This window comes from Methylophaga sp. F7 (assembly GCF_056863975.1).
Genome location: NZ_CM166511.1, coordinates 3,005,983 through 3,024,552, shown reverse-complemented (window position 1 = coordinate 3,024,552; position 18,570 = coordinate 3,005,983). Strand labels below are relative to the sequence as shown.

Genomic DNA, 18,570 nt, shown 5'->3' with positions numbered 1-18,570 from the left:
TTACTCCTGAGCTTGCTGGAGGGAGTTTTCAGTATCAATCTCAATCTCCACGGCTGAATCGACAGCAATTTTTTGCAAACCTTCCACAACTACTTTTTCTCCACCGGAGAGCCCGTCAGAGACCAGCCATTTATGACCAATGGAGTGTCTGACTGCTATTGGCCGTTGTTCAACAATATTGTCATCGTTTACCAACATTACGCTTGCGGTTCCCTCGCGAGAAAACATCACGGCTTTGTGGGGAACCAAAATGGCGTCAGGCATGGTTCCTTCATTGATTTCAGTTTTCACATACATGCCTGGTAACAGCAGGCCATCCGGATTGGGGAATTTAGCCCTCATCACCAGACTGCCAGTATCTTCATTAACATTAACTTCAGAGAATTGCAGTTCACCTTGATGTTGATAGGTTGAGCCATCTTCCAGCGTTAATTTAACTTGCGCGGTATCTTCTTCTGAAACTCTCCCGGAGAGTAATTGCCGGCGTAAACGAAGCACCTCTTTTGATGCCTGCGATATATCGACATAAATCGGGTCGGTCTGCGTGATGGTGGTTAAAGGTGATTCCTGTTGGGCCGTGACCAGGGCACCTTCGGTCATAGTCGACCGACCGATGCGACCATCTATAGGAGCATTTACCTTGGTATACCGTAAATTTATTTCAGCAGTTTGAATATTCGCCTGCGCCACGGAAACTTCTGCCTGTGCCTGTAAATACGCTGCCTGGGCATCATCATAATCTTGCTGACTGATGGCTTTGTTATCAATCAGTCCTCTAAATCGTTCTGCACGGGCTTTAGTTGATTGAATATTGGCACGGGCTCGGGCCAGTTCTGCTTTAGCCATTTGTAAAGCGGCTTGAAAAGGGGCTTCATCGATTTGATACAACTGTTGACCGGCTTTAACGTCAGCGCCTTCTTCAAACAGTCGGTTTTGAATAATGCCATTTACCTGGGGTCTGACTTCAGCCTGACGGAAAGCTACCGTTCTTGCCGGTAATTCCGTTTTGATCGTGACCGTTTGTGGAATCAGGCTCACCACATCCACTTTCGGAGCAGCTTGCTGTGTATTTTGCTGAGTATCTTGAGAGTCGGAGGATTGGCATGCTGCCATATTGAGCGTCAATAAACTTATCAGCATCAATTTTTTAACAGATAAAAAATGGCGTGGCATTTACTACTCCTGATTGTCTTGTCCGTCAGTATCATCATTCTGTGAAGGTGAGCAGGCGATCGCATCCCAGCTGGCATCAATAATATTAGTCAGGGCATCGTTATCAACTTTGATAACGTCGATTAAATGTTGGCGGGCGAGAAACAGATAGGGTTCAAAACTCAGACTGATCAGAATATCGTCGGATAAGTTTTTAATTTGTTGTGTTGCCCGTCCCTTTTCAAACAAATCCTTAAGCGGTTGCAGCCCATCCCAGGCATGACTACGCTGGCTACGTAAAATATCCGGCGGCAGATGATCAAATTGTGCCTTGCTGTGCGTGATGCAGGGATTTTCGATGCAAAAGCGCCAGAGATTGCAGCACATTCTTCGATATTGTTGTTTGAGTGGTTGCTGCTGATCATGGCCCTCCAGTGTTGCTTTGATAAAGTCATCAATTATGTGGGTATTGAGCTCACGGATCAGTTCATCCCGATCTTTGAAATAAAGATAAATGGTGCCAGTGGCAACACCAGCCTCTTCGGCAAGTTGTTTAATCGAAAAACCATGAAAACCGTAGTTGGAGAGCAACTTTAAGGTGGCACAGAAAATAGCTTCACGTTTATCGGCAGTGCTTTTGGCTGGAGACATAGTTGACTTATTATGAATGAACGTTCATTCATAATATACATGCACTAGGTTAAGGTAAAGTTAAAAAAACGGAAAAAATTATTTTGAATGTTCACTTGCTGTTATGCTTCATAGCCGCCAGCATTGGTGGATATGAAAGATAAACAAGCACCTGAACTTATTTTGTCAATCGATTGTATATCGGCTGTAAAAGTTGCTTTTCTCCATCCAGGACTAATGCATGTTCAGCACGCTGTTGGATAAGTTTGAGATGACGAGAAACTTCTGATCCAAAAACGGCGGGTGAATTATCAGCTAATGCTGCAAGCACTATCTGTAAACGAAGTTGAACTTCGATCATTCCGGCGCCATCTCGACCGATGGGCAAAAATATATCATCAAACAAATCCCCAAGGTTCAGTTCAGGAATCCAGACATTTGGATAAAGCAGTTTGTCTTCAATTTCATCAATTTTATAGTCTTTCCAATGAATCAGAATACGAATGGATCGGTTCAGAATATCAATTGCAGTACCGTGATCATTGACTGCTGGTGAGAGCGCCCGAGAAGCTATTTCGGCTAATACCATTAGACCAAATCTGGGATCCTGAGAAAAAGATCGTTCATCGCCCAAGGTTATTGATGCAACTATTGCCGACTTGGCCTCTTCAGAGTACTTACCTTTAAACCAGGCTTTGGGTTTAGCTGGATGCACAAATTCACCTGGAAGAACCATCACACCAATTTCGGCATCATGATATTTGGCACATTGCTGAAGAGCCCCAACATCAATATGTCTTACATAACCGATAATATCGCAAAATATCGTGGTGGTATCCTCTGGAATTTTATCTTTGTTTTCAAGTCTGCGTCCACCTAACGTCGGATGTTCAACTCTTTGCCGAATAGTCTCCAATGCCGATTTTTCTACTCTACCAGAGGTTTCCCCAAGACGGCCTAATTGCGACAAATGCTCTATCCAGCGCAATATGGTCACCACTATTAGGATAATGACACCAATCGTAACGGAAAACAGAATCAGCCTGCCATTATCATTATATATGTCCGTACTTAAGGCGATAATTCCAACCAAACTGAAAAGGAAGGAACCAATGAATGTTGCCAGTACATTTTGTGTCGTGGTGTCTTGTTGAACCAGTTTAGTGGCTCGGGGAGTCGCACCATTACTGGCTGCAGAATAAGCTGCCACCATAACGCTTAGGGAAAAGGTGGTTACCGCCAACATGCTGGAAGCGAGAATATTCAGGATCTGACCAACTGCATCGGCACCAATATTAAGTGGCAGAGGGCTATTGATAATACTCTGGGCAGGAATGGCGATCAGCGCTGTCACGACAGCAAGCACAGCAAACAAAGCAGCACGAATCCATAAGGTTCGGGTCAGTTGAGACAGCAACCATCGCCACTTGGATATCATCGTAGTGCTTCCCTTATCTCGTGCGAATAAATTATGCCAGTCAAATTAAGGGCAATAAAAAACCGCTATATCATCTACCAATATAGCGGTTTAATGGTGCTCTTTGGAAGGCAGATTATGGAGAAAATGATGATCCGCAACCACATGTAGTGGTCGCATTTGGATTACGAATCACAAATTGCGAACCTTCAACACCATCAGTGTAATCAATTTCCGCGCCTACAAGGTATTGATAGCTGGCCGGATCAATAAGCAAAGTCACACCGGATTTTTCGACTTCGGTATCACCTTCACTGACTTCTTCTTCAAATGTAAAACCATATTGAAACCCGGAGCAACCACCGCCAGTGATAAATACGCGCAGTTTTAATTGATCATTACCTTCTTCGGCAATGAGTTCGCTGACTTTTGACGCAGCCGAATCGGTGAATAGAACTGGACTTGGCATTTCGCTCGTCATGATTTACTCCGTTGATATCTAAGATTGTTCATTTATTATCCAATTCTGACTAAAATAGTCAAGTATTAGGGTCTCTTTATCTTTAAGCGCTACCAATTATTGAGGCCGTTTTTCAGTCAAAACAGAAGCGGCTCTAGAATATCAACAGCCCCTAGGTCTGTTGTTCAAGATTTAAATTGGGATCAGTTTGGGAATGTTCAAGGCTCAAGTCGGTTTCTTCCGCTTCGCCGACATGAATCAATTGTCCGTTGACTTCACTGCCAACTGCCACTTCCAGCAACTTATAAAAAACATTGCCATTGATACGTGCTTTATTAGCCAGTTCAATTTGTTCAACTGCATATAAATTGCCTTTGACATCACCATTGATAATTTGAAATGGCACCCGGACTTCGCCTTCTATGCGGCCTTTTTCACTCAGCGTTAATAATGCGGGCTCACCTTCATCAGCAGTAATATTACCAGTGATTACACCATCTATTCGTAAGCCACCGCTAAAGTGAATATCGCCTTTAAAATGGGTGTTCTCACCAATTAATGTGTCAATACGGGCGGCCTTACGCCGTTTATTTTTTTGCTGCTGAACATGAATTACCTCATTGCCCGACGGGTGTTTCTGTTTGCCAATCAAAGCTGCGTGAAATTAGTATTTTGTCTTTCTGGCGCAAACTGACGCTGATTTGTTCAGGATCTGACAATTCACCAAGGTTGAAGACACCCTCAATAACCTGAACATGACGCAGATTAAGTGGATGCTCGGTGATGTTGAGATCGATCGCTTTGGCTTCGTCGCCTTCACCTTCAGTATTTTGCAATCGGATAATCACCTCACCGGTAATCGGTTCGCTGATATTTTTACCCTGGGTAATGACCAGCCGATAGCGAACCTGATCTGAGTTCTCGGTTTCTGGCCGTAACTGCAAATCGCGGATTTGCAGTTCACTGGTACTGTTACCCTGGGTAATATTTTGATAAAAAAGCAATTCTTTATTTAACTCAATTACTTTCTTTTGCAGTTGTTGCAATCGATTCTGTAATTGCTGGGCTGTTGCCTGATGCATGGCCTGAACTTGTTCCTGGTTTTGCAGCAGCTCCGACTGTTGTATCAGCTCGGTTTTCATTGCAGCAATCTGTTCCTTCATTTGCTGATTTTGCTCGATCAGCTGGGCTGTATTGCCGCTGTCACGATTAAACCAGTACCACTGGAGAAGTCCACTGATAACGATAGCTATTATTAACCAGACAACAAAGCGCAGCGGGCGCTTTGGTTTTATAACGTAACTATCGAGAGGTGAGCTCATCAGGGTAGAGTTGCTATGTGGTTAATGCCAAGACGCTCATCAAGACCGAACATGATATTCATATTTTGTATCGCCTGTCCTGATGCGCCTTTAACCAGATTATCAATAACTGATAACACCACAACAGTATCAGCATTTTCAGGTTGATGTACGGCTATTCTGCAAACATTGGCACCGCGTACACTCCTGGTTTCAGGATGAGAACCTGCGGGCATTACATCAACAAAGGGTTCATCAGCAAAACGTTGCTCAAATAAGCTTTGTAGATCAGTTGATTTGAGTAGCTGGCTATACAAAGTGGCATGGATACCACGAATCATCGGTGTGAGATGAGGTACAAACGTCAGACCCACTTCAGTGCCATGAATCTGATTCAGACCCTGACGTATTTCAGGTAAATGACGATGACCGGCAACGGCATAGGCCTTCATATTCTCGCTGGCTTCAGTCAGCATAGTGCCAAAACTGGCTTTGCGTCCGGCACCGCTGACACCTGATTTCGCATCAGCAATCAAATGTTGTGGATCAATCAGGCCTGCTTCCAGTAAAGGCATATAGCCTAACTGCACAGCAGTCGGATAACACCCGGCAACAGCCACTAACTGTGCTTCGCGAATGGCTTCACGATTGAGCTCTGGCAATCCATAGACGGCCAGTTCTGCTAAATGTGGGCAGGTATGGGGAGTGTTATACCATTTCTCCCACAACGGGATATCCTTCAGTCGAAAGTCAGCTGATAAATCAATCACTCTAACGCCACGATCGATTAACGATGGCACACTGGCCATAGCAACGGTATGAGGGGTGGCAAAGAAAACCACATCACAGGCTGCTAATGCATCGTCATCAGGAACGGTAAAGCACAAATCAACATGGCCGCGAAGGTTAGGATACAAATCACTCACCGGCATACCCGCTTCGCTGCGTGAAGTGATGATCTCCAAAGAGACCTCGGGATGAATGGCTAATAAACGAAGCAGTTCAACACCGGTATATCCCGTGCCACCAACAATTCCTACTTTAATCATACGTATTCTTTGTAATGAGTCAGGTTCCACATCATAAAAGAGCTGCGGCGAAATCTAAAGCTTTACCTGATTAAACTGCTGCTCTAATTCGTATTTGCGGTTCAGGAAAAACAGACTCGAATAAGGTGCCTTAGGCACAAACTGTAATTTATCAATGAAATAAATCGCAGGTTTATGACCCGTATAGTGTTGAAATAATTCAGCCAGAAGCGGAATGAGCTGCGGATCACCGAGATCGGTTTTAACGGTTTGTGACTTCAGGCTTAATGCCAGTTGAGCACCGGTAATCTGCCAAATAACCGAGAACGTTGCTGACTCTGGTCTTGAGGGTTGGATCGGGTTTATTTGCCAACGCTGTTGCTGTCTTAAAAGTTGATAACAATCGCATTGCACTACCGCATCACCCACGCTATTACGAATAAACAGTTTCAACTGGGCAAGGATCTGCGCTTCCGTTAATGATGGATAGCTAAATTGCTGCAGACGTCCGAGTTCATCAATGACATAGATCTCTGTGGTTTCTGTCAGGCGATAGGCAAACAAACTTACTGTCTGCGGTTGTTGATATAGCAGCATCGAATTGAGCAGATTGTCACTATCAAGGTAGCTATCCACGCGGGTCGGCAGGTAATGTTTTTGTTCCTCTGCAAGAGCATGCTTGAGGTCTTTTTCTGCTGCAAACTGTTTTATTTGCAGTTGATCATCTTGCCATTGCAGCTGAGATAGATGGTCTCCCAGCAACATCAGGTAACGTCCTTGCCTTGAATGATATTGATAATGGGTCAATACGGCGTCAAATAATTGCTGCAAACGGGTATTAATCGCCTGACCAAAAAAGCCGGTGGCGCACCAGCATGAAATATGGCTGCTCAGTTGTGCGGTTGGCTGCCATTTAAGTACCTGACTGAGTGCTTTAGTGACCACATTATCGCCATCAAAACGGTAGTGATGCCATTGTCCCCAACTGGTATAGATCAACAGATCCAGACTGCTGACAAGATTCTGTCTGTTTGAGGTATAACTTAAGGGATCATTGTTCAGACTGGCCATCTGTATCGGACCACTTTGCTGGATATCATTACCGGTCGTTTGCAGATTGGCAAACAGCATTAAACGCTCCGCTTTAGCCGGTTGCAGGAATACTTCCTTACTCACGACGCTCTGATGCAACGGTAATGATGATTTCAACAAGTTTTGGGTCAGTTCAAGTACCAGATTAATGTTTATCTGCTGCTTTTGATCTGCCACTCTTAACCAGCTACGTGTGGTCAGAATGTGATTGCGAATGGCCCACACCAGAAGATATGTCAGCGATTTATGCTGTTTCAGGCCAATCTGTTTCGCGTCATTAAGCGGTATTGAGCTGAGTTTCCATTCCATTTGATCAGTGAACCGGTAAAGGTAAAGTTGCTCCGGCCCATCTGTCATTTGTAGCGCAACTGGTAACTGTTCAATAATTGACTCAGTAGTATCCAGCGATAGCGCGAGTGCTTGTTCCAGCACATTGAGCTGACTCGCATCGCTGCCCGGATGCTGTCTGGCAAACTGCTGCAGATCTGAGGCAAATCCATTTAGTTTTTGGCTAAGACTCGACCACCATTGATGACGTTGGGGATAATCCCAGTTCGAACGGCTATCTTCTTTTTTTAACGTTTCGGCCGACCAGTTCCAGTCTTTATAAATGCTTTGCAGGCTATGGCGGCGCCAGGCAAACTGGGGATGTTTTACCTGTTGGGATAAGCGTTCTCCACACAAAACATAAAAAGCCTGCCTTGCTAGTTGTTTCTCATCATTCGCTGCATTTCTTTCTATTTCGGTCAGTTTGAGACTGGCAGGTTCTACTTGCAGACTATCGGTTTCGCCATGTTCGACCTTTTCTTTATAGCGGTCAGACAAATGCACAATCTCAGGAAATAATTTCAATTGAGACTGTATAAAGATTAAATCCAGTAATGCTGTTACATCGCCATCTATAGCTTTGCTAAACATCTGGCAGGCCTGATTAAACAGGTGCTCAGGATGGGGGTAGCGATCAAAACCAAAATTCAGCAAACTGATTTGGGTTAAGCCTCTTTGCGACAATAACCTTTCAGCAATTTGCAAATATGTCTGATGTTCTTCACTGGTAATTAACCACCAAAGCGGGGCGCTGCCGGCAATACACAGACCCTGTAAATAAAATGCTTCTCTTTCGGCACTTGAAATAGTCTCGTTTTGGCACTGTGTTTCATCCAGTAATCGAAATCGCAACTCAATGCCCAGCGTTGCCGCCCACTGAACAATACCTTCAACTTTGTTTTGCAAAATAGCCAGTTGATCAGGTTTTAAGGTGGCATGATGCACCAGCCATAGATCAAAGCTGGCAGGGTCAGGATAGCGGATTTGTCCTGCGGGATTAAGCAAATAGATACCGCGTAATGCATAACGTCTTAATGCTTTGCGGCGATGACTGAAATTTCGATTCAGATTGATAGCACTGTTGAGCGCTTCGCTATCAGGTTGATAATCCATAATGCCAGCCGGGCAGTCATCACTGACATACCCCGGCAGCAGTTTATGGTTGATATGAAATAATAATGGCAACAGGCGATAGAACATCGCCTGTTTGTGTGGTGCCAGCTCTATTAAACGGCTGATTCGGGCGCGGTTATGTGCCTGAAATACACGTAGAGCCTGGGCGCGATCCACAAGTCACTCAAACTTAGTGGCGGAAATGCCGCATGCCGGTAAAGACCATTGCAATACCATGCTCATCCGCTGCAGCAATGACTTCGTCATCGCGCATCGAACCACCCGGTTGGATTACCGCACTGATACCTGCTTCGGCAGCCGCATCAAGACCATCACGGAACGGGAAGAAGGCATCGGATGCCATTACTGCGCCCGGAACAGTCAAGCCTGCATCATTGGCTTTAATTCCAGCAATGCGACTGCTGACCACACGGCTCATCTGGCCGGCGCCAATTCCAACCGTCTGCTGATTTTTGGCATAGACAATCGCATTAGATTTCACAAATTTGGCTACACGCCAGGCAAATAGCAGATCAGCCAGTTGTTCTTGGGTAGGCTGCAGTTTAGTGACAACGTTTAATTCGGCTTCGCTGACAATCTGGATATCACGGTCCTGCACCAGTAACCCACCTGTCACACGTTTGAAATCAAAATCAGTGGCAGGAGTCGTCGGGAAATCACCACTGCACAGCAAACGCACATTGGCTTTGCCAGCGACAACGGCTTTGGCGGCATCACTGATTTTCGGTGCGATAATCACTTCAACAAACTGACGGTCAATAATGGCTTGTGCGGTTTTTCCATCCAGTTCACGGTTAAAGGCGATAATGCCGCCAAAAGCCGAAGTCGGATCGGTTTGATAGGCCAGATCATAGGCTGTCAGCAAATCATCTGCTGTGGCGACACCACAGGGATTGGCATGTTTAACAATGACACAGGCCGGTTTATCGTTAAAGACTTTGACACATTCCAGCGCGGCATCAGTATCGGCGATGTTGTTATAGGACAATTCCTTGCCCTGTAACTGGTTAGCAGCACCGATTGAACCGGTTTCAGCTTGCTTCTCCACATAAAAAGCAGCTTTTTGATGTGGATTTTCCCCATAACGCATCGCTTGTTTGAGGTGGAACTGACTGTTAAAGGTGCGTGGGAATGCGGCTTTGCTTTTATCAGCCTGAATGGTGCCAAGATAATTGGCAATCGCACCATCGTAGTGTGCTGTATGTTCAAAGGTTTTCAGTGCCAGATCAAAACGGGTGTGATCATCCGTTCCACCCTGCGATTGAATCTGTTCAATGACTCGCGAGTAATCAGCCGGATCGACAACAACCGTCACATCAGCATGATTTTTTGCTGCTGCACGCAACATGGTCGGGCCGCCAATATCAATATTTTCTATAGCGTCTTCCAGCGGGCAGTCTTCACGCGCCACGGTGGCTTCAAACGGATATAAATTTACGACTACCAAATCAATTGGAGCGATGTCATGTTGCTGCATGATGTCGTCATCCTTGCCCCGACGACCCAGCAGGCCACCATGAATTTTCGGATGCAGGGTTTTAATGCGGCCATCCATCATTTCCGGAAAACCGGTGTGCTCGGAGACTTCTTTGACGTTCAGGCCGGCTTCGCTAAGTAATTTAGCCGTACCGCCGGTGGAGAGTAGTTCAACGTTCAGATCTTGCAGTTGTTTGGCAAATTCAACAATGCCGGTTTTGTCAGAAACACTCAACAGTGCGCGTTTAATCGAGTTCATCAGGATTCCAGATTGGGATTCAGGCTTGTTTACAAGCCGTATTGCTTGAGTTTTTTCGTAGCGTGCCGCGGTTAATGCCCAGAATTTCAGCAGCGCGACTTTGATTGCCTTGGGTATGGGCCAAGGCGGCTTGTAACAGAGGTACTTCAACCTCGGTCATCAGCATTTCATATAAATTAGCAGGGGAGTGGCCGTCCAGTTGTTCAAAGTAGGTTTTCAGTGCATTGGTGACACATTGATTTAAGGGCGCGTGTTGTTGTTCCGCGGTTACGCCCAGATCAATACAGTCAGCAAATTCGTCGTTCAATGCTTTATTCATGCGGCCAGTGAATCCTTGTCAGCGAGTTGCGCAAAAAATGCATCTGTAAAAGCCAGCTGTTGTTCAGCTTTCTCCAGTGTATTCATTTGTTGGCGAAAGGCATTGCCATTGCGTAACCCTTTGCTGTACCAAGCAATATGCTTGCGTGCCATGCGCACACCGGAATATTCACCATAGAAATCGTACAGCGTGTTGAGGTGACAAATCAAGATTTGTTGCACTTCTGTTACAGAGGGTTCGGCCAAATTCTCACCGGTTTGCAGAAAATGATTTATTTGCTGGAATATCCAAGGGTTGCCTTGGGCAGCCCGACCAATCATCAAACCATCAGCACCGGTTTGCTGTAAAACCAACAAGGCTTTTTCTGGCGTTTCGATGTCACCATTGGCAATGACAGGAATAGCGATACGGGATTTGATTTCAGCAATGGTGTCGTATTCGGCATCACCTTTATAGGCATCGGCACGGGTTCGGCCATGTACTGCCAGAGCCTGAATTCCAGCATCTTCGGCAATTCGGGCAATCCTAACGCCATTACGATTATCACGATCCCAACCGGTACGGATTTTTAATGTCACCGGAACTTCAACGGCATTCACGACAGCTTCCAGAATCTCGCCGACCAGCTTTTCATGTTGCAGCAATGCTGAACCGGCCATCACATTACAGACTTTTTTCGCCGGGCAACCCATATTGATGTCAATAATATGTGCGCCTTCCGCCACATTATGACGTGCAGCTTCAGCCATCATCTGTGGATCAGCGCCGGCAATCTGTACACTGCGCGGTTCTGGTTCACCTTCATGATTGGCCCGTAACAGTGATTTTTTACTGGCCCATAACGCTTTATTGGCAGTGATCATTTCTGAAACCGCCATTCCTGCGCCGAGTTTTCGACACAATTGGCGAAAAGGACGATCGGTGACCCCGGCCATCGGTGCCAGAAACAGATTATTTGGCAAGGTATAAGGACCGATAGATAGCGCTTTATCAGCCATGACGAACTCCGCTTAAACGCACCCATTCTTCCAGCACAACCGCGTTATCCATCTCAAACTCTGCCTGGTAATGCTGGCTAACGGTATCGGCCTGCACATCCAAAATCCCCGATAGCACCAGTTGTGTGTCAGGTCGGGTTAATTCTACAAAGCGTGGCATCAGTTCCATTAAAGGACCCGCCAGAATATTGGCTAGCAGTAAATCACATTCAACCGTTGGGCAATGCTGTGGCAGGTAGGTCTCGATGATCACACCATTACGTTGTGCGTTGGCCTGAGTTGCTTCCAATGCCTGTGGATCAGTGTCAACACCAATCACTTTATTGGCGCCTAACAAGGCGGCGGCTATAGCTAGGATGCCACTGCCACAACCATAATCAATTACGGTTTTACCGGTTAAATCGGCTTTATCCAGCCATTGCAGACATAAAGCTGTTGTTGGATGTGTTCCCGTACCGAAGGCCAGCCCCGGATCCAGTAGAATATTGACGGCGTTGGGCTGTGGCGGTTCATGCCAGCTGGGCACGATCCATAATTTCTCACCGAAACAGATGGGTTTGAAATTTTCCATCCATTCGCGTTCCCAGTCTTTATCTTCAACGGCTTCAATACGATGGTCAGGCAACTCGCCAATCTGGGAGCGAAGGGCAGTCAGCAGTGCTTCTGTGTCTGTCTCGGCATCAAATAGGGCAATGACCGACGTCGCAGACCATAAAGGCGTTTCACCAATAGTTGGTTCGTAGATAGGCTGATCAGCGTTATCCTGAAAGGTAACAGCGGCTGCACCGCATTCAGACAGAGCATCGGATAATGACTCTGCCTGCTGCGGTGAGCTGGTAAAAATAAGTTGGATCCAGGCCATAACGAACGGACTTAAAGTCCGAGTTTCTTTTCAAGGTAGTGGATATTGGTACCACCGGTCTGGAAATGCGTGTCATCCATAATGTCACGTTGCAGTTCAACGTTAGTTTTAATGCCTTCAATACCAATTTCTTTCAATGCAGTACGCATCCGCGCAATGGCTGATTCACGGGTATTACCATAGGCAATGAGTTTGCCAATCAACGAGTCATAATTAGGTGGAACCTTATAGCCACTGTACAGATGTGAATCCATACGAATACCGGCACCGCCCGGAGCATGATAATGGGTGACCAGACCAGGACTTGGCATAAAAGTACGTGGATCTTCAGCGTTAATTCGGCATTCAATGGCATGACCACGGATGATGATGTCTTCCTGGCTGAACGATAATGGCATGCCAGAAGCAATACGAATCTGTTCGGCAACCAAATCAATACCGGTGACCCGTTCAGTGACTGGATGCTCTACCTGGATGCGGGTGTTCATCTCGATGAAATAGAACTCACCGTCCTGATAAAGAAATTCAAAGGTACCCGCACCGCGATAGCCAATGCGGACACAGGCATCGGCACAGACTTTACCCATGCGAGCACGCATTTCAGGGGTAATACCCGGAGCCGGTGCTTCTTCGACTACTTTCTGATGACGACGCTGCATTGAGCAGTCCCGTTCACCTAAATGCACTGCATTGCCATGCTCATCGGCCAGCACCTGAAACTCGATATGACGTGGGTTTTCCAGGAATTTCTCCATGTAAACCATATCATTACTGAAAGCAGATTTTGCTTCACTCTTGGTCAGGGAAATAGCATTGAGAAGATGCGCTTCACTATGCACTTCACGCATACCACGTCCACCACCGCCGCCAGCGGCTTTGATGATAATCGGATAACCAATTTCACGTGCCAGACGCAGATTGGTCTGGTCATCGTTACCCAGCGGGCCGTCTGAACCGGGAACACAAGGTACGCCAGCTGCTTTCATCGCTTTGATGGCTTCAACCTTGTCACCCATCATCCGAATGGTCTCAGAACGCGGACCGATAAAGATAAAGCCGCTTTGTTCAACACGCTCAGCAAAGTCTGCATTTTCAGACAGGAAGCCATATCCGGGATGGATAGCCGTTGCATCGGTAATCTCGGCGGCACTGATCAACGCGGGGACATTCAGGTAGCTGAGGTTTGATGCCGCTGGACCAATGCAGACACTTTCATCAGCCAGTAATACATGTTTCAAATCACGATCCACATCTGAGTGAACAGCAACTGTTTTAATGCCTAATTCCCAGCATGCTCTGAGAATACGCAAAGCAATCTCGCCACGATTAGCGATGACAATTTTATCAATCATGTTGTTTTATCCGCAGTTTTTGGTTTGCTATAACAGCCGAAGCTGGCAGCAAAATTATTCGATAACGATTAATGGTTCGTCATACTCAACCGGGTGACCATCTTCAACCAGGATGGCTTTAACAATACCGCTGCGATCCGCTTCAATCTGATTGAACATTTTCATCGCTTCAATAATGCAAATCACATCGCCAGTTGATACCTGCTGTCCTACTTCCACGAAAGCTGCCGCATCGGGTGATGGAGAACCGTAAAATGTACCAACCATGGGTGAGCGCACAGCATTGGCTTCGTTAGAGGATTTTGTTGCCGCTGCAGCCGTCGCGTTGGTTGCGGCTTCACTGGCAAATGACGGTGTGCTCTGTGCAGCAGGTGCGGGTTGTGGTGCCGCAAAATATTGTTGTTGTGGATAAGCGGAACTGGCGCGGCTGATACGAACAGATTCTTCACCTTCAGAAATTTCGATTTCAGCAACATCCGATTCCTGAATCAAATCAATCAATTTTTTTATTTTACGAATATCCATGATTTAGCCTTAAGGGTTGAGTTGTTTAGTGGCAGCTTGTAATGCCAATTCATATCCCTGAGCACCGAGACCACAAATCACACCAACAGCCAAATCTGAAAAGAAGGACTGTTGCCGGAATGCTTCACGACGATGCACATTGGAAAGATGTATTTCTATAAAAGGTATTGCGACCGCAGCTAATGCATCACGAATGGCTACGCTGGTGTGAGTAAAAGCTGCGGGATTAATTAAAATAAAATCATATTGCTGACGTGCTGATTGTATAGCCGAGACCAATTCATGTTCGGCATTGCTTTGCAGTGAATCAAGTTGATGGCCATCAGCCTGAGCTAACTCAGCCAGGCGGGTATTGATATCGTCTAACGTAGTGGCACCATAAATTTCAGGCTCTCGCTGACCCAACAAATTCAGATTGGGGCCATGCAATACTAGAAATTTCGCCATAATAACAACACACCAACACTGGAAATATAAGCCGAGATTTTGCACCAGCTAACGCTTTATTGTCCAGCTTTTTAACTAAAAATCCGGCTTTTTGTCGCTAATTTCGTCGAAATAGAGAAGTTCTTGCAGTTTTAATTATCTGGACTGAAAATCCGCCAGATGAGCGTTCAACTGGGCGGCTGAGACGTGTCCGACCAGACGATGTTCAGCCGATTCCTTTGCATTTTCGTCAAAAAACAACATGCTGGGTGGACCAAATACCCGCAATGATTTTAACAATGTTTGATGCGCATCCGTATTGTCTGTGAGATCCACTTTCAGCAAAGTAAAATTCTGCAACGTGTTGATGACGTCTGCATCACGGAAAGTCGTTTGTTCCATGTTTTTGCAATCGGTACACCAGTCGGCATAAAAATCGAGCATCACCGGCTTATTACTTTGCTCCAGCTGAGACTGCAGTTCTTCCAGTGAGTTGACATAGGTAAATTGCAGAGCGGGTTGGGGGGCTGTTGTGCCGGGCGAAAGGCTTAATTTATGCAAAGGCTGCAAAATGGATTGTCCGCCGCTGGCACTGCCAATGAGCATTAATGCACCCGTGATAAGTGATAACAGTCCCAGACCTTTCCAGAATTTTTGCCAGCCAGTTGCTTCAATCGGCAGATTGTTGAGGGCACCCAGATACACGGCAGTCATCACCAGCAGGGCGCCACTCATAAACAGAATGGCCCAACCCGGCAGAATGCGATCCAGCATCCATATCGCCAAAGCGAGCAGCATCACACCGAAAAAAGCCTTGATATTTTCCATCCAGCGTCCGGCTTTGGGCAGCAGGGTTCCGGCTGAGGTGCCAATAATCAGTAATGGAATTCCCATGCCGATACTCATCGCAAATAATGCTGCCCCCCTAGCACTGGGTCAGCGTGCTGACTGATAAATAACAAGGCACCTGCTAATGGTGGAGCCAGGCAGGGCCCGACAATTAATCCTGATAGCAGCCCCATCAATGCCACGCCGGCTAGTGTACCGCCCTGCTGACGGTGGCTGAGTTGATGCAACCGTTGTTGCAGAGCATGTGGCAACTGCAATTCATAAAAGCCAAACATCGATAACGCCAGTAATAGCAAAATGCCAACAAAGCCTGATATTACCCACGGATTTTGCAACATGGCTTGGAGATTGCCGCCGAGTAAACCAGTCAATACACCAGCGACTGTATAAGTGACAGACATGGCCAGTACATAAGTAAGTGACAGAATAAACGCCCGGCGGGTCGTAATATGCTCACCCTGGCCGACAATAATGCCGGACAAAATCGGAATCATCGGGAAAACGCAGGGGGTAAAGGCCAGTAATAAGCCGAGCCCCAAAAAACCAAACAGAATTTGCAACAGATTGTCATTTTGCAGACGCTGTGAAATTTCATCCTGCTGACTTACCGGCGTTGAAGATAGTAGTGAGGCCGGGGCCGGGGTTTGTGTCTCAGTGGTTGCAGTCTTGCTTACTACGGTTGTTGCCGGTAACTCCAGATCGAAGGTTTTGCGTGTAGGGGGGTAACAGATGCCAAACGTTTCAGAGCAGCCCTGATAATGGGCCGTTAATGTGATGCTGGTCGGTTCGGACTGAGTACGTATCAGCGGCAGCTTGATCTGCACATCGCTTATATACACCTCGGATAAACCAAAATATGCATCATTTTTCATATGCCCGCTGGGCAAAGTAAATTCACCCAACTGTACAGAGTCATCCCCGATTATTTCGAAGCGAATTTTATTCTGATACAGATAATTTCCTTCCATTATCTGCCAGCCTGCCAATATCGTTTCGGGATCAGTTACTACCGCTTCAAAGTCAAAGGCTTCATCAACTTCAGGAGGAGAGTCTGCACTGTCGAAACCAAATTTCTCCAACAGGCTCGGGCGCGCCTGTGCGGAAAAACTGCTGAGCAGCATGAGCAGGATTAAAAATTGTTTCATTACATTATCGCCACTGATTCATTACATTTAGAGACCATTCTAGCAGTCGAACGTTACACGGGTGAGTGCAACAGGATGTCATGTTGTCTTTAAACTGTAATAATTGGCTTCTTTTTGGCGAAACACAGGTGTCTTGTGGAAATCAAAACCATTCATAAACTTGAAAAACAGGCCTACAAAAAAAGCCATGCCGAATTAGCCCGAATAGGCTTCGCCCTATTTTTCCTCGCTGGCATTCTTGCTTACAGTTTTGCTACCTCCGGTGGTGTTCCCAATAACCTGTTTCTAGCCATTGCCGCCGTGTTCGGTGGTTATATGGCGATGAATATCGGTGCCAACGATGTAGCCAATAACGTTGGTCCGGCGGTCGGCTCCAAGGCGCTGACCATGGGCGGCGCAATTATGATCGCAATGATTTTTGAGGCAGCCGGTGCCTTTATCGCCGGTGGCGAAGTGGTGTCGACTATTAAAGGCGGCATTATTGATATCAAGCAATTTGGTACCGATACCGAAACCTTTGTCTGGGCCATGATGGCTGCATTATTAGCAGCGGCTTTATGGCTTAATCTGGCAACCGTCGCCGGAGCGCCTGTATCAACTACTCACTCAATAGTGGGGGGTAATGGGCGGTGGTATGGCTGCAGCCGGTTTCAATATTGTTGATTGGAACACCATGGGCGCCATTGTCAGTTCCTGGATTATTTCGCCATTGATGGGAGGCATTATTGCGGCCTCTTTTTTATTGGCTATCAAAAAAACCATCATTTTTCGCGACGACAAAATTCAGGCTTCCTATCGCTGGGTACCGATTTATGTTTCGGTGATGGCCTGGGCTTTTTCCACTTATCTGGTGCTCAAAGGGCTTAAGCAAGTATGGGGTCAATTTATAAATACGCTGAATGGACTGCCAATTGTCGATTTAGCTCCGCAAGCCAAGCCCAGTTTTTTGGTTGCTGCATTGATTGGTTTGTTGATTGGGATGCTGGTGTTCTGGATCGTTAAAAAGTCTCTGGCCAGTAACCTGCAATACATGAAAAATGATCGTGCCAGTGTCAATGCACAATTCACTATTCCATTAATCTTCGCAGCGGCCTTGTTAAGTTTTGCCCATGGTGCGAATGACGTGGCAAATGCCATCGGTCCTCTGGCCGCAATAAATGACGCTATTATGTCAGGTGGTATCACCGATAAAGCTGGTATTCCGCTTTGGGTCATGGCTGTGGGGGCGCTAGGTATTGCTATTGGTTTGGGCCTGTATGGTCCAAGACTGATTCGTACCGTAGGCGGTGAAATTACCGAGCTGGATCAGATGCGAGCCTATTCAATCGCTATGGCTGCTGCTTTGACCGTCATCATTGCCAGTCAGCTCGGTTTGCCGGTCAGTACAACGCATATTGCGATTGGTGGGGTATTCGGGGTTGGATTCCTGCGTGAATGGCTGGATGAATCAAATAAAATCGAACGCCAGATTGATCGCGAAAAAGCCGAAATCAAAGATGATAAAAAGATGCTCAATGCACTACGCGGGGAATTGAAAAAGCTGGAGAAAAAACCCTCCAAAACCGTGGATGAATATCAACGTATTACCGAGCTTTATCGGCTGATTGAAGAGGAAGAGTCCGCGCTGAAAAAAGCCAAAAAAGTCCTCAAAAAAGAAAAGAAAAACCTGTTCGTTAAACGCGATATGGTGAAAAAGATTGTCACAGCTTGGGTGGTAACCGTTCCAGCAGCGGCAACCTTGTCAGCCTGCATCTTCTTTATGATAAAAGGCATCATGCTGTAATCAAATCTTCATTAAACTGACATATTATTTTCAGC

16 protein-coding genes and 2 pseudogenes are annotated in these 18,570 nt (G+C 46.3%); 1 reads left to right on the top strand and 17 read right to left on the bottom strand.

Features of this window, described 5'->3' with window-relative positions; genetic code table 11:
- The 17 genes and pseudogenes from AC08OG_RS15170 to dsbD all read right to left on the bottom strand — a co-directional run.
- On the bottom strand, positions 1–1,173 hold the full coding sequence (locus tag AC08OG_RS15170; protein WP_292358378.1) for an efflux RND transporter periplasmic adaptor subunit: 1,173 nt from the start codon (positions 1,171–1,173) through the stop codon (positions 1–3).
- A gap of 3 nt (positions 1,174–1,176) precedes the next feature.
- Positions 1,177–1,803 carry a TetR/AcrR family transcriptional regulator gene (locus AC08OG_RS15165; RefSeq protein ID WP_292358376.1) on the bottom strand — a complete coding sequence of 209 codons (627 nt, stop codon included), beginning with the start codon at positions 1,801–1,803 and terminating at the stop codon, positions 1,177–1,179.
- A 157-nt stretch (positions 1,804–1,960) separates the two neighbouring features.
- Positions 1,961–3,220 (bottom strand): DUF2254 domain-containing protein, encoded by a 1,260-nt coding sequence (locus tag AC08OG_RS15160; RefSeq protein ID WP_292358374.1) that lies wholly within the window; start codon positions 3,218–3,220, stop codon positions 1,961–1,963.
- A gap of 115 nt (positions 3,221–3,335) precedes the next feature.
- Positions 3,336–3,680 (bottom strand): iron-sulfur cluster insertion protein ErpA, encoded by a 345-nt coding sequence (gene erpA / locus AC08OG_RS15155; protein ID WP_292358372.1) that lies wholly within the window; start codon positions 3,678–3,680, stop codon positions 3,336–3,338.
- Positions 3,681–3,831: 151 nt separating this feature from the next.
- Complete coding sequence (locus tag AC08OG_RS15150; protein ID WP_482929851.1) at positions 3,832–4,311, bottom strand: bactofilin family protein; 480 nt, start codon at positions 4,309–4,311, stop codon at positions 3,832–3,834.
- A complete protein-coding gene (locus AC08OG_RS15145) occupies positions 4,277–4,981 on the bottom strand; it encodes a DUF6776 family protein (RefSeq protein WP_292358368.1) in 705 nt (234 codons plus the stop codon). The genes AC08OG_RS15150 and AC08OG_RS15145 overlap by 35 nt, the downstream gene beginning before the upstream one ends.
- Positions 4,981–6,009, bottom strand: coding sequence for an N-acetyl-gamma-glutamyl-phosphate reductase (gene argC / locus AC08OG_RS15140; RefSeq protein ID WP_292358366.1), 1,029 nt, complete (start codon positions 6,007–6,009; stop codon positions 4,981–4,983). Before argC ends, AC08OG_RS15145 begins: the two co-directional genes overlap by 1 nt.
- A gap of 54 nt (positions 6,010–6,063) precedes the next feature.
- The gene (locus AC08OG_RS15135) at positions 6,064–8,697 is read right to left on the bottom strand and encodes a class I adenylate cyclase (protein WP_482929850.1); all 2,634 of its coding nucleotides are present in this window, start codon (positions 8,695–8,697) and stop codon (positions 6,064–6,066) included.
- A gap of 13 nt (positions 8,698–8,710) precedes the next feature.
- A complete protein-coding gene (purH, locus tag AC08OG_RS15130; protein ID WP_318989516.1) occupies positions 8,711–10,276 on the bottom strand; it encodes a bifunctional phosphoribosylaminoimidazolecarboxamide formyltransferase/IMP cyclohydrolase in 1,566 nt (521 codons plus the stop codon).
- 19 nt (positions 10,277–10,295) lie between these two features.
- A complete protein-coding gene (locus tag AC08OG_RS15125) occupies positions 10,296–10,595 on the bottom strand; it encodes a helix-turn-helix domain-containing protein (protein ID WP_482929849.1) in 300 nt (99 codons plus the stop codon).
- Positions 10,592–11,593, bottom strand: coding sequence for a tRNA dihydrouridine synthase DusB (gene dusB, locus AC08OG_RS15120; RefSeq protein ID WP_318989517.1), 1,002 nt, complete (start codon positions 11,591–11,593; stop codon positions 10,592–10,594). The genes AC08OG_RS15125 and dusB overlap by 4 nt, the downstream gene beginning before the upstream one ends.
- A complete protein-coding gene (gene prmA / locus AC08OG_RS15115; RefSeq protein WP_482929848.1) occupies positions 11,586–12,455 on the bottom strand; it encodes a 50S ribosomal protein L11 methyltransferase in 870 nt (289 codons plus the stop codon). The genes dusB and prmA overlap by 8 nt, the downstream gene beginning before the upstream one ends.
- An 11-nt stretch (positions 12,456–12,466) precedes the next feature.
- Positions 12,467–13,807, bottom strand: a complete 1,341-nt coding sequence (accC, locus tag AC08OG_RS15110; RefSeq protein ID WP_292358356.1) for an acetyl-CoA carboxylase biotin carboxylase subunit — start codon at positions 13,805–13,807, stop codon at positions 12,467–12,469.
- A 54-nt stretch (positions 13,808–13,861) separates the two neighbouring features.
- Positions 13,862–14,332, bottom strand: a complete 471-nt coding sequence (gene accB, locus AC08OG_RS15105) for an acetyl-CoA carboxylase biotin carboxyl carrier protein (RefSeq protein WP_318989519.1) — start codon at positions 14,330–14,332, stop codon at positions 13,862–13,864.
- A gap of 9 nt (positions 14,333–14,341) precedes the next feature.
- Positions 14,342–14,779 carry a type II 3-dehydroquinate dehydratase gene (aroQ, locus tag AC08OG_RS15100; RefSeq protein WP_318989520.1) on the bottom strand — a complete coding sequence of 146 codons (438 nt, stop codon included), beginning with the start codon at positions 14,777–14,779 and terminating at the stop codon, positions 14,342–14,344.
- A 135-nt stretch (positions 14,780–14,914) separates the two neighbouring features.
- Positions 14,915–15,202 (bottom strand): thioredoxin fold domain-containing protein, encoded by a 288-nt coding sequence (locus AC08OG_RS15095; protein ID WP_482930559.1) that lies wholly within the window; start codon positions 15,200–15,202, stop codon positions 14,915–14,917.
- Between the two features lie 372 nt (positions 15,203–15,574).
- Positions 15,575–16,728 (bottom strand): annotated as a pseudogene (gene dsbD / locus AC08OG_RS15090) (protein-disulfide reductase DsbD); the annotation flags it as partial.
- Positions 16,729–16,887: 159 nt separating this feature from the next.
- Between dsbD and AC08OG_RS15085 the strand changes: the two are divergent.
- Positions 16,888–18,535 (top strand): annotated as a pseudogene (locus AC08OG_RS15085) (inorganic phosphate transporter).
- Positions 18,536–18,570 lie beyond the last annotated feature (35 nt).

What these genes read in the sequence shown, in the direction of transcription:
- AC08OG_RS15170 (WP_292358378.1), bottom strand. Translation starts at nt 1,173, where the DNA reads ATGCCACGCCATTTTTTATCTGTTAAAAAATTGATGCTGATAAGTTTA.
- AC08OG_RS15165 (WP_292358376.1), bottom strand. Translation starts at nt 1,803, where the DNA reads ATGTCTCCAGCCAAAAGCACTGCCGATAAACGTGAAGCTATTTTCTGT.
- AC08OG_RS15160 (WP_292358374.1), bottom strand. Translation starts at nt 3,220, where the DNA reads ATGATATCCAAGTGGCGATGGTTGCTGTCTCAACTGACCCGAACCTTA.
- erpA (WP_292358372.1), bottom strand. Translation starts at nt 3,680, where the DNA reads ATGACGAGCGAAATGCCAAGTCCAGTTCTATTCACCGATTCGGCTGCG.
- AC08OG_RS15145 (WP_292358368.1), bottom strand. Translation starts at nt 4,981, where the DNA reads ATGAGCTCACCTCTCGATAGTTACGTTATAAAACCAAAGCGCCCGCTG.
- argC (WP_292358366.1), bottom strand. Translation starts at nt 6,009, where the DNA reads ATGATTAAAGTAGGAATTGTTGGTGGCACGGGATATACCGGTGTTGAA.
- purH (WP_318989516.1), bottom strand. Translation starts at nt 10,276, where the DNA reads ATGAACTCGATTAAACGCGCACTGTTGAGTGTTTCTGACAAAACCGGC.
- AC08OG_RS15125 (WP_482929849.1), bottom strand. Translation starts at nt 10,595, where the DNA reads ATGAATAAAGCATTGAACGACGAATTTGCTGACTGTATTGATCTGGGC.
- dusB (WP_318989517.1), bottom strand. Translation starts at nt 11,593, where the DNA reads ATGGCTGATAAAGCGCTATCTATCGGTCCTTATACCTTGCCAAATAAT.
- prmA (WP_482929848.1), bottom strand. Translation starts at nt 12,455, where the DNA reads ATGGCCTGGATCCAACTTATTTTTACCAGCTCACCGCAGCAGGCAGAG.
- accC (WP_292358356.1), bottom strand. Translation starts at nt 13,807, where the DNA reads ATGATTGATAAAATTGTCATCGCTAATCGTGGCGAGATTGCTTTGCGT.
- accB (WP_318989519.1), bottom strand. Translation starts at nt 14,332, where the DNA reads ATGGATATTCGTAAAATAAAAAAATTGATTGATTTGATTCAGGAATCG.
- aroQ (WP_318989520.1), bottom strand. Translation starts at nt 14,779, where the DNA reads ATGGCGAAATTTCTAGTATTGCATGGCCCCAATCTGAATTTGTTGGGT.
- AC08OG_RS15095 (WP_482930559.1), bottom strand. Translation starts at nt 15,202, where the DNA reads ATGCTCGATTTTTATGCCGACTGGTGTACCGATTGCAAAAACATGGAA.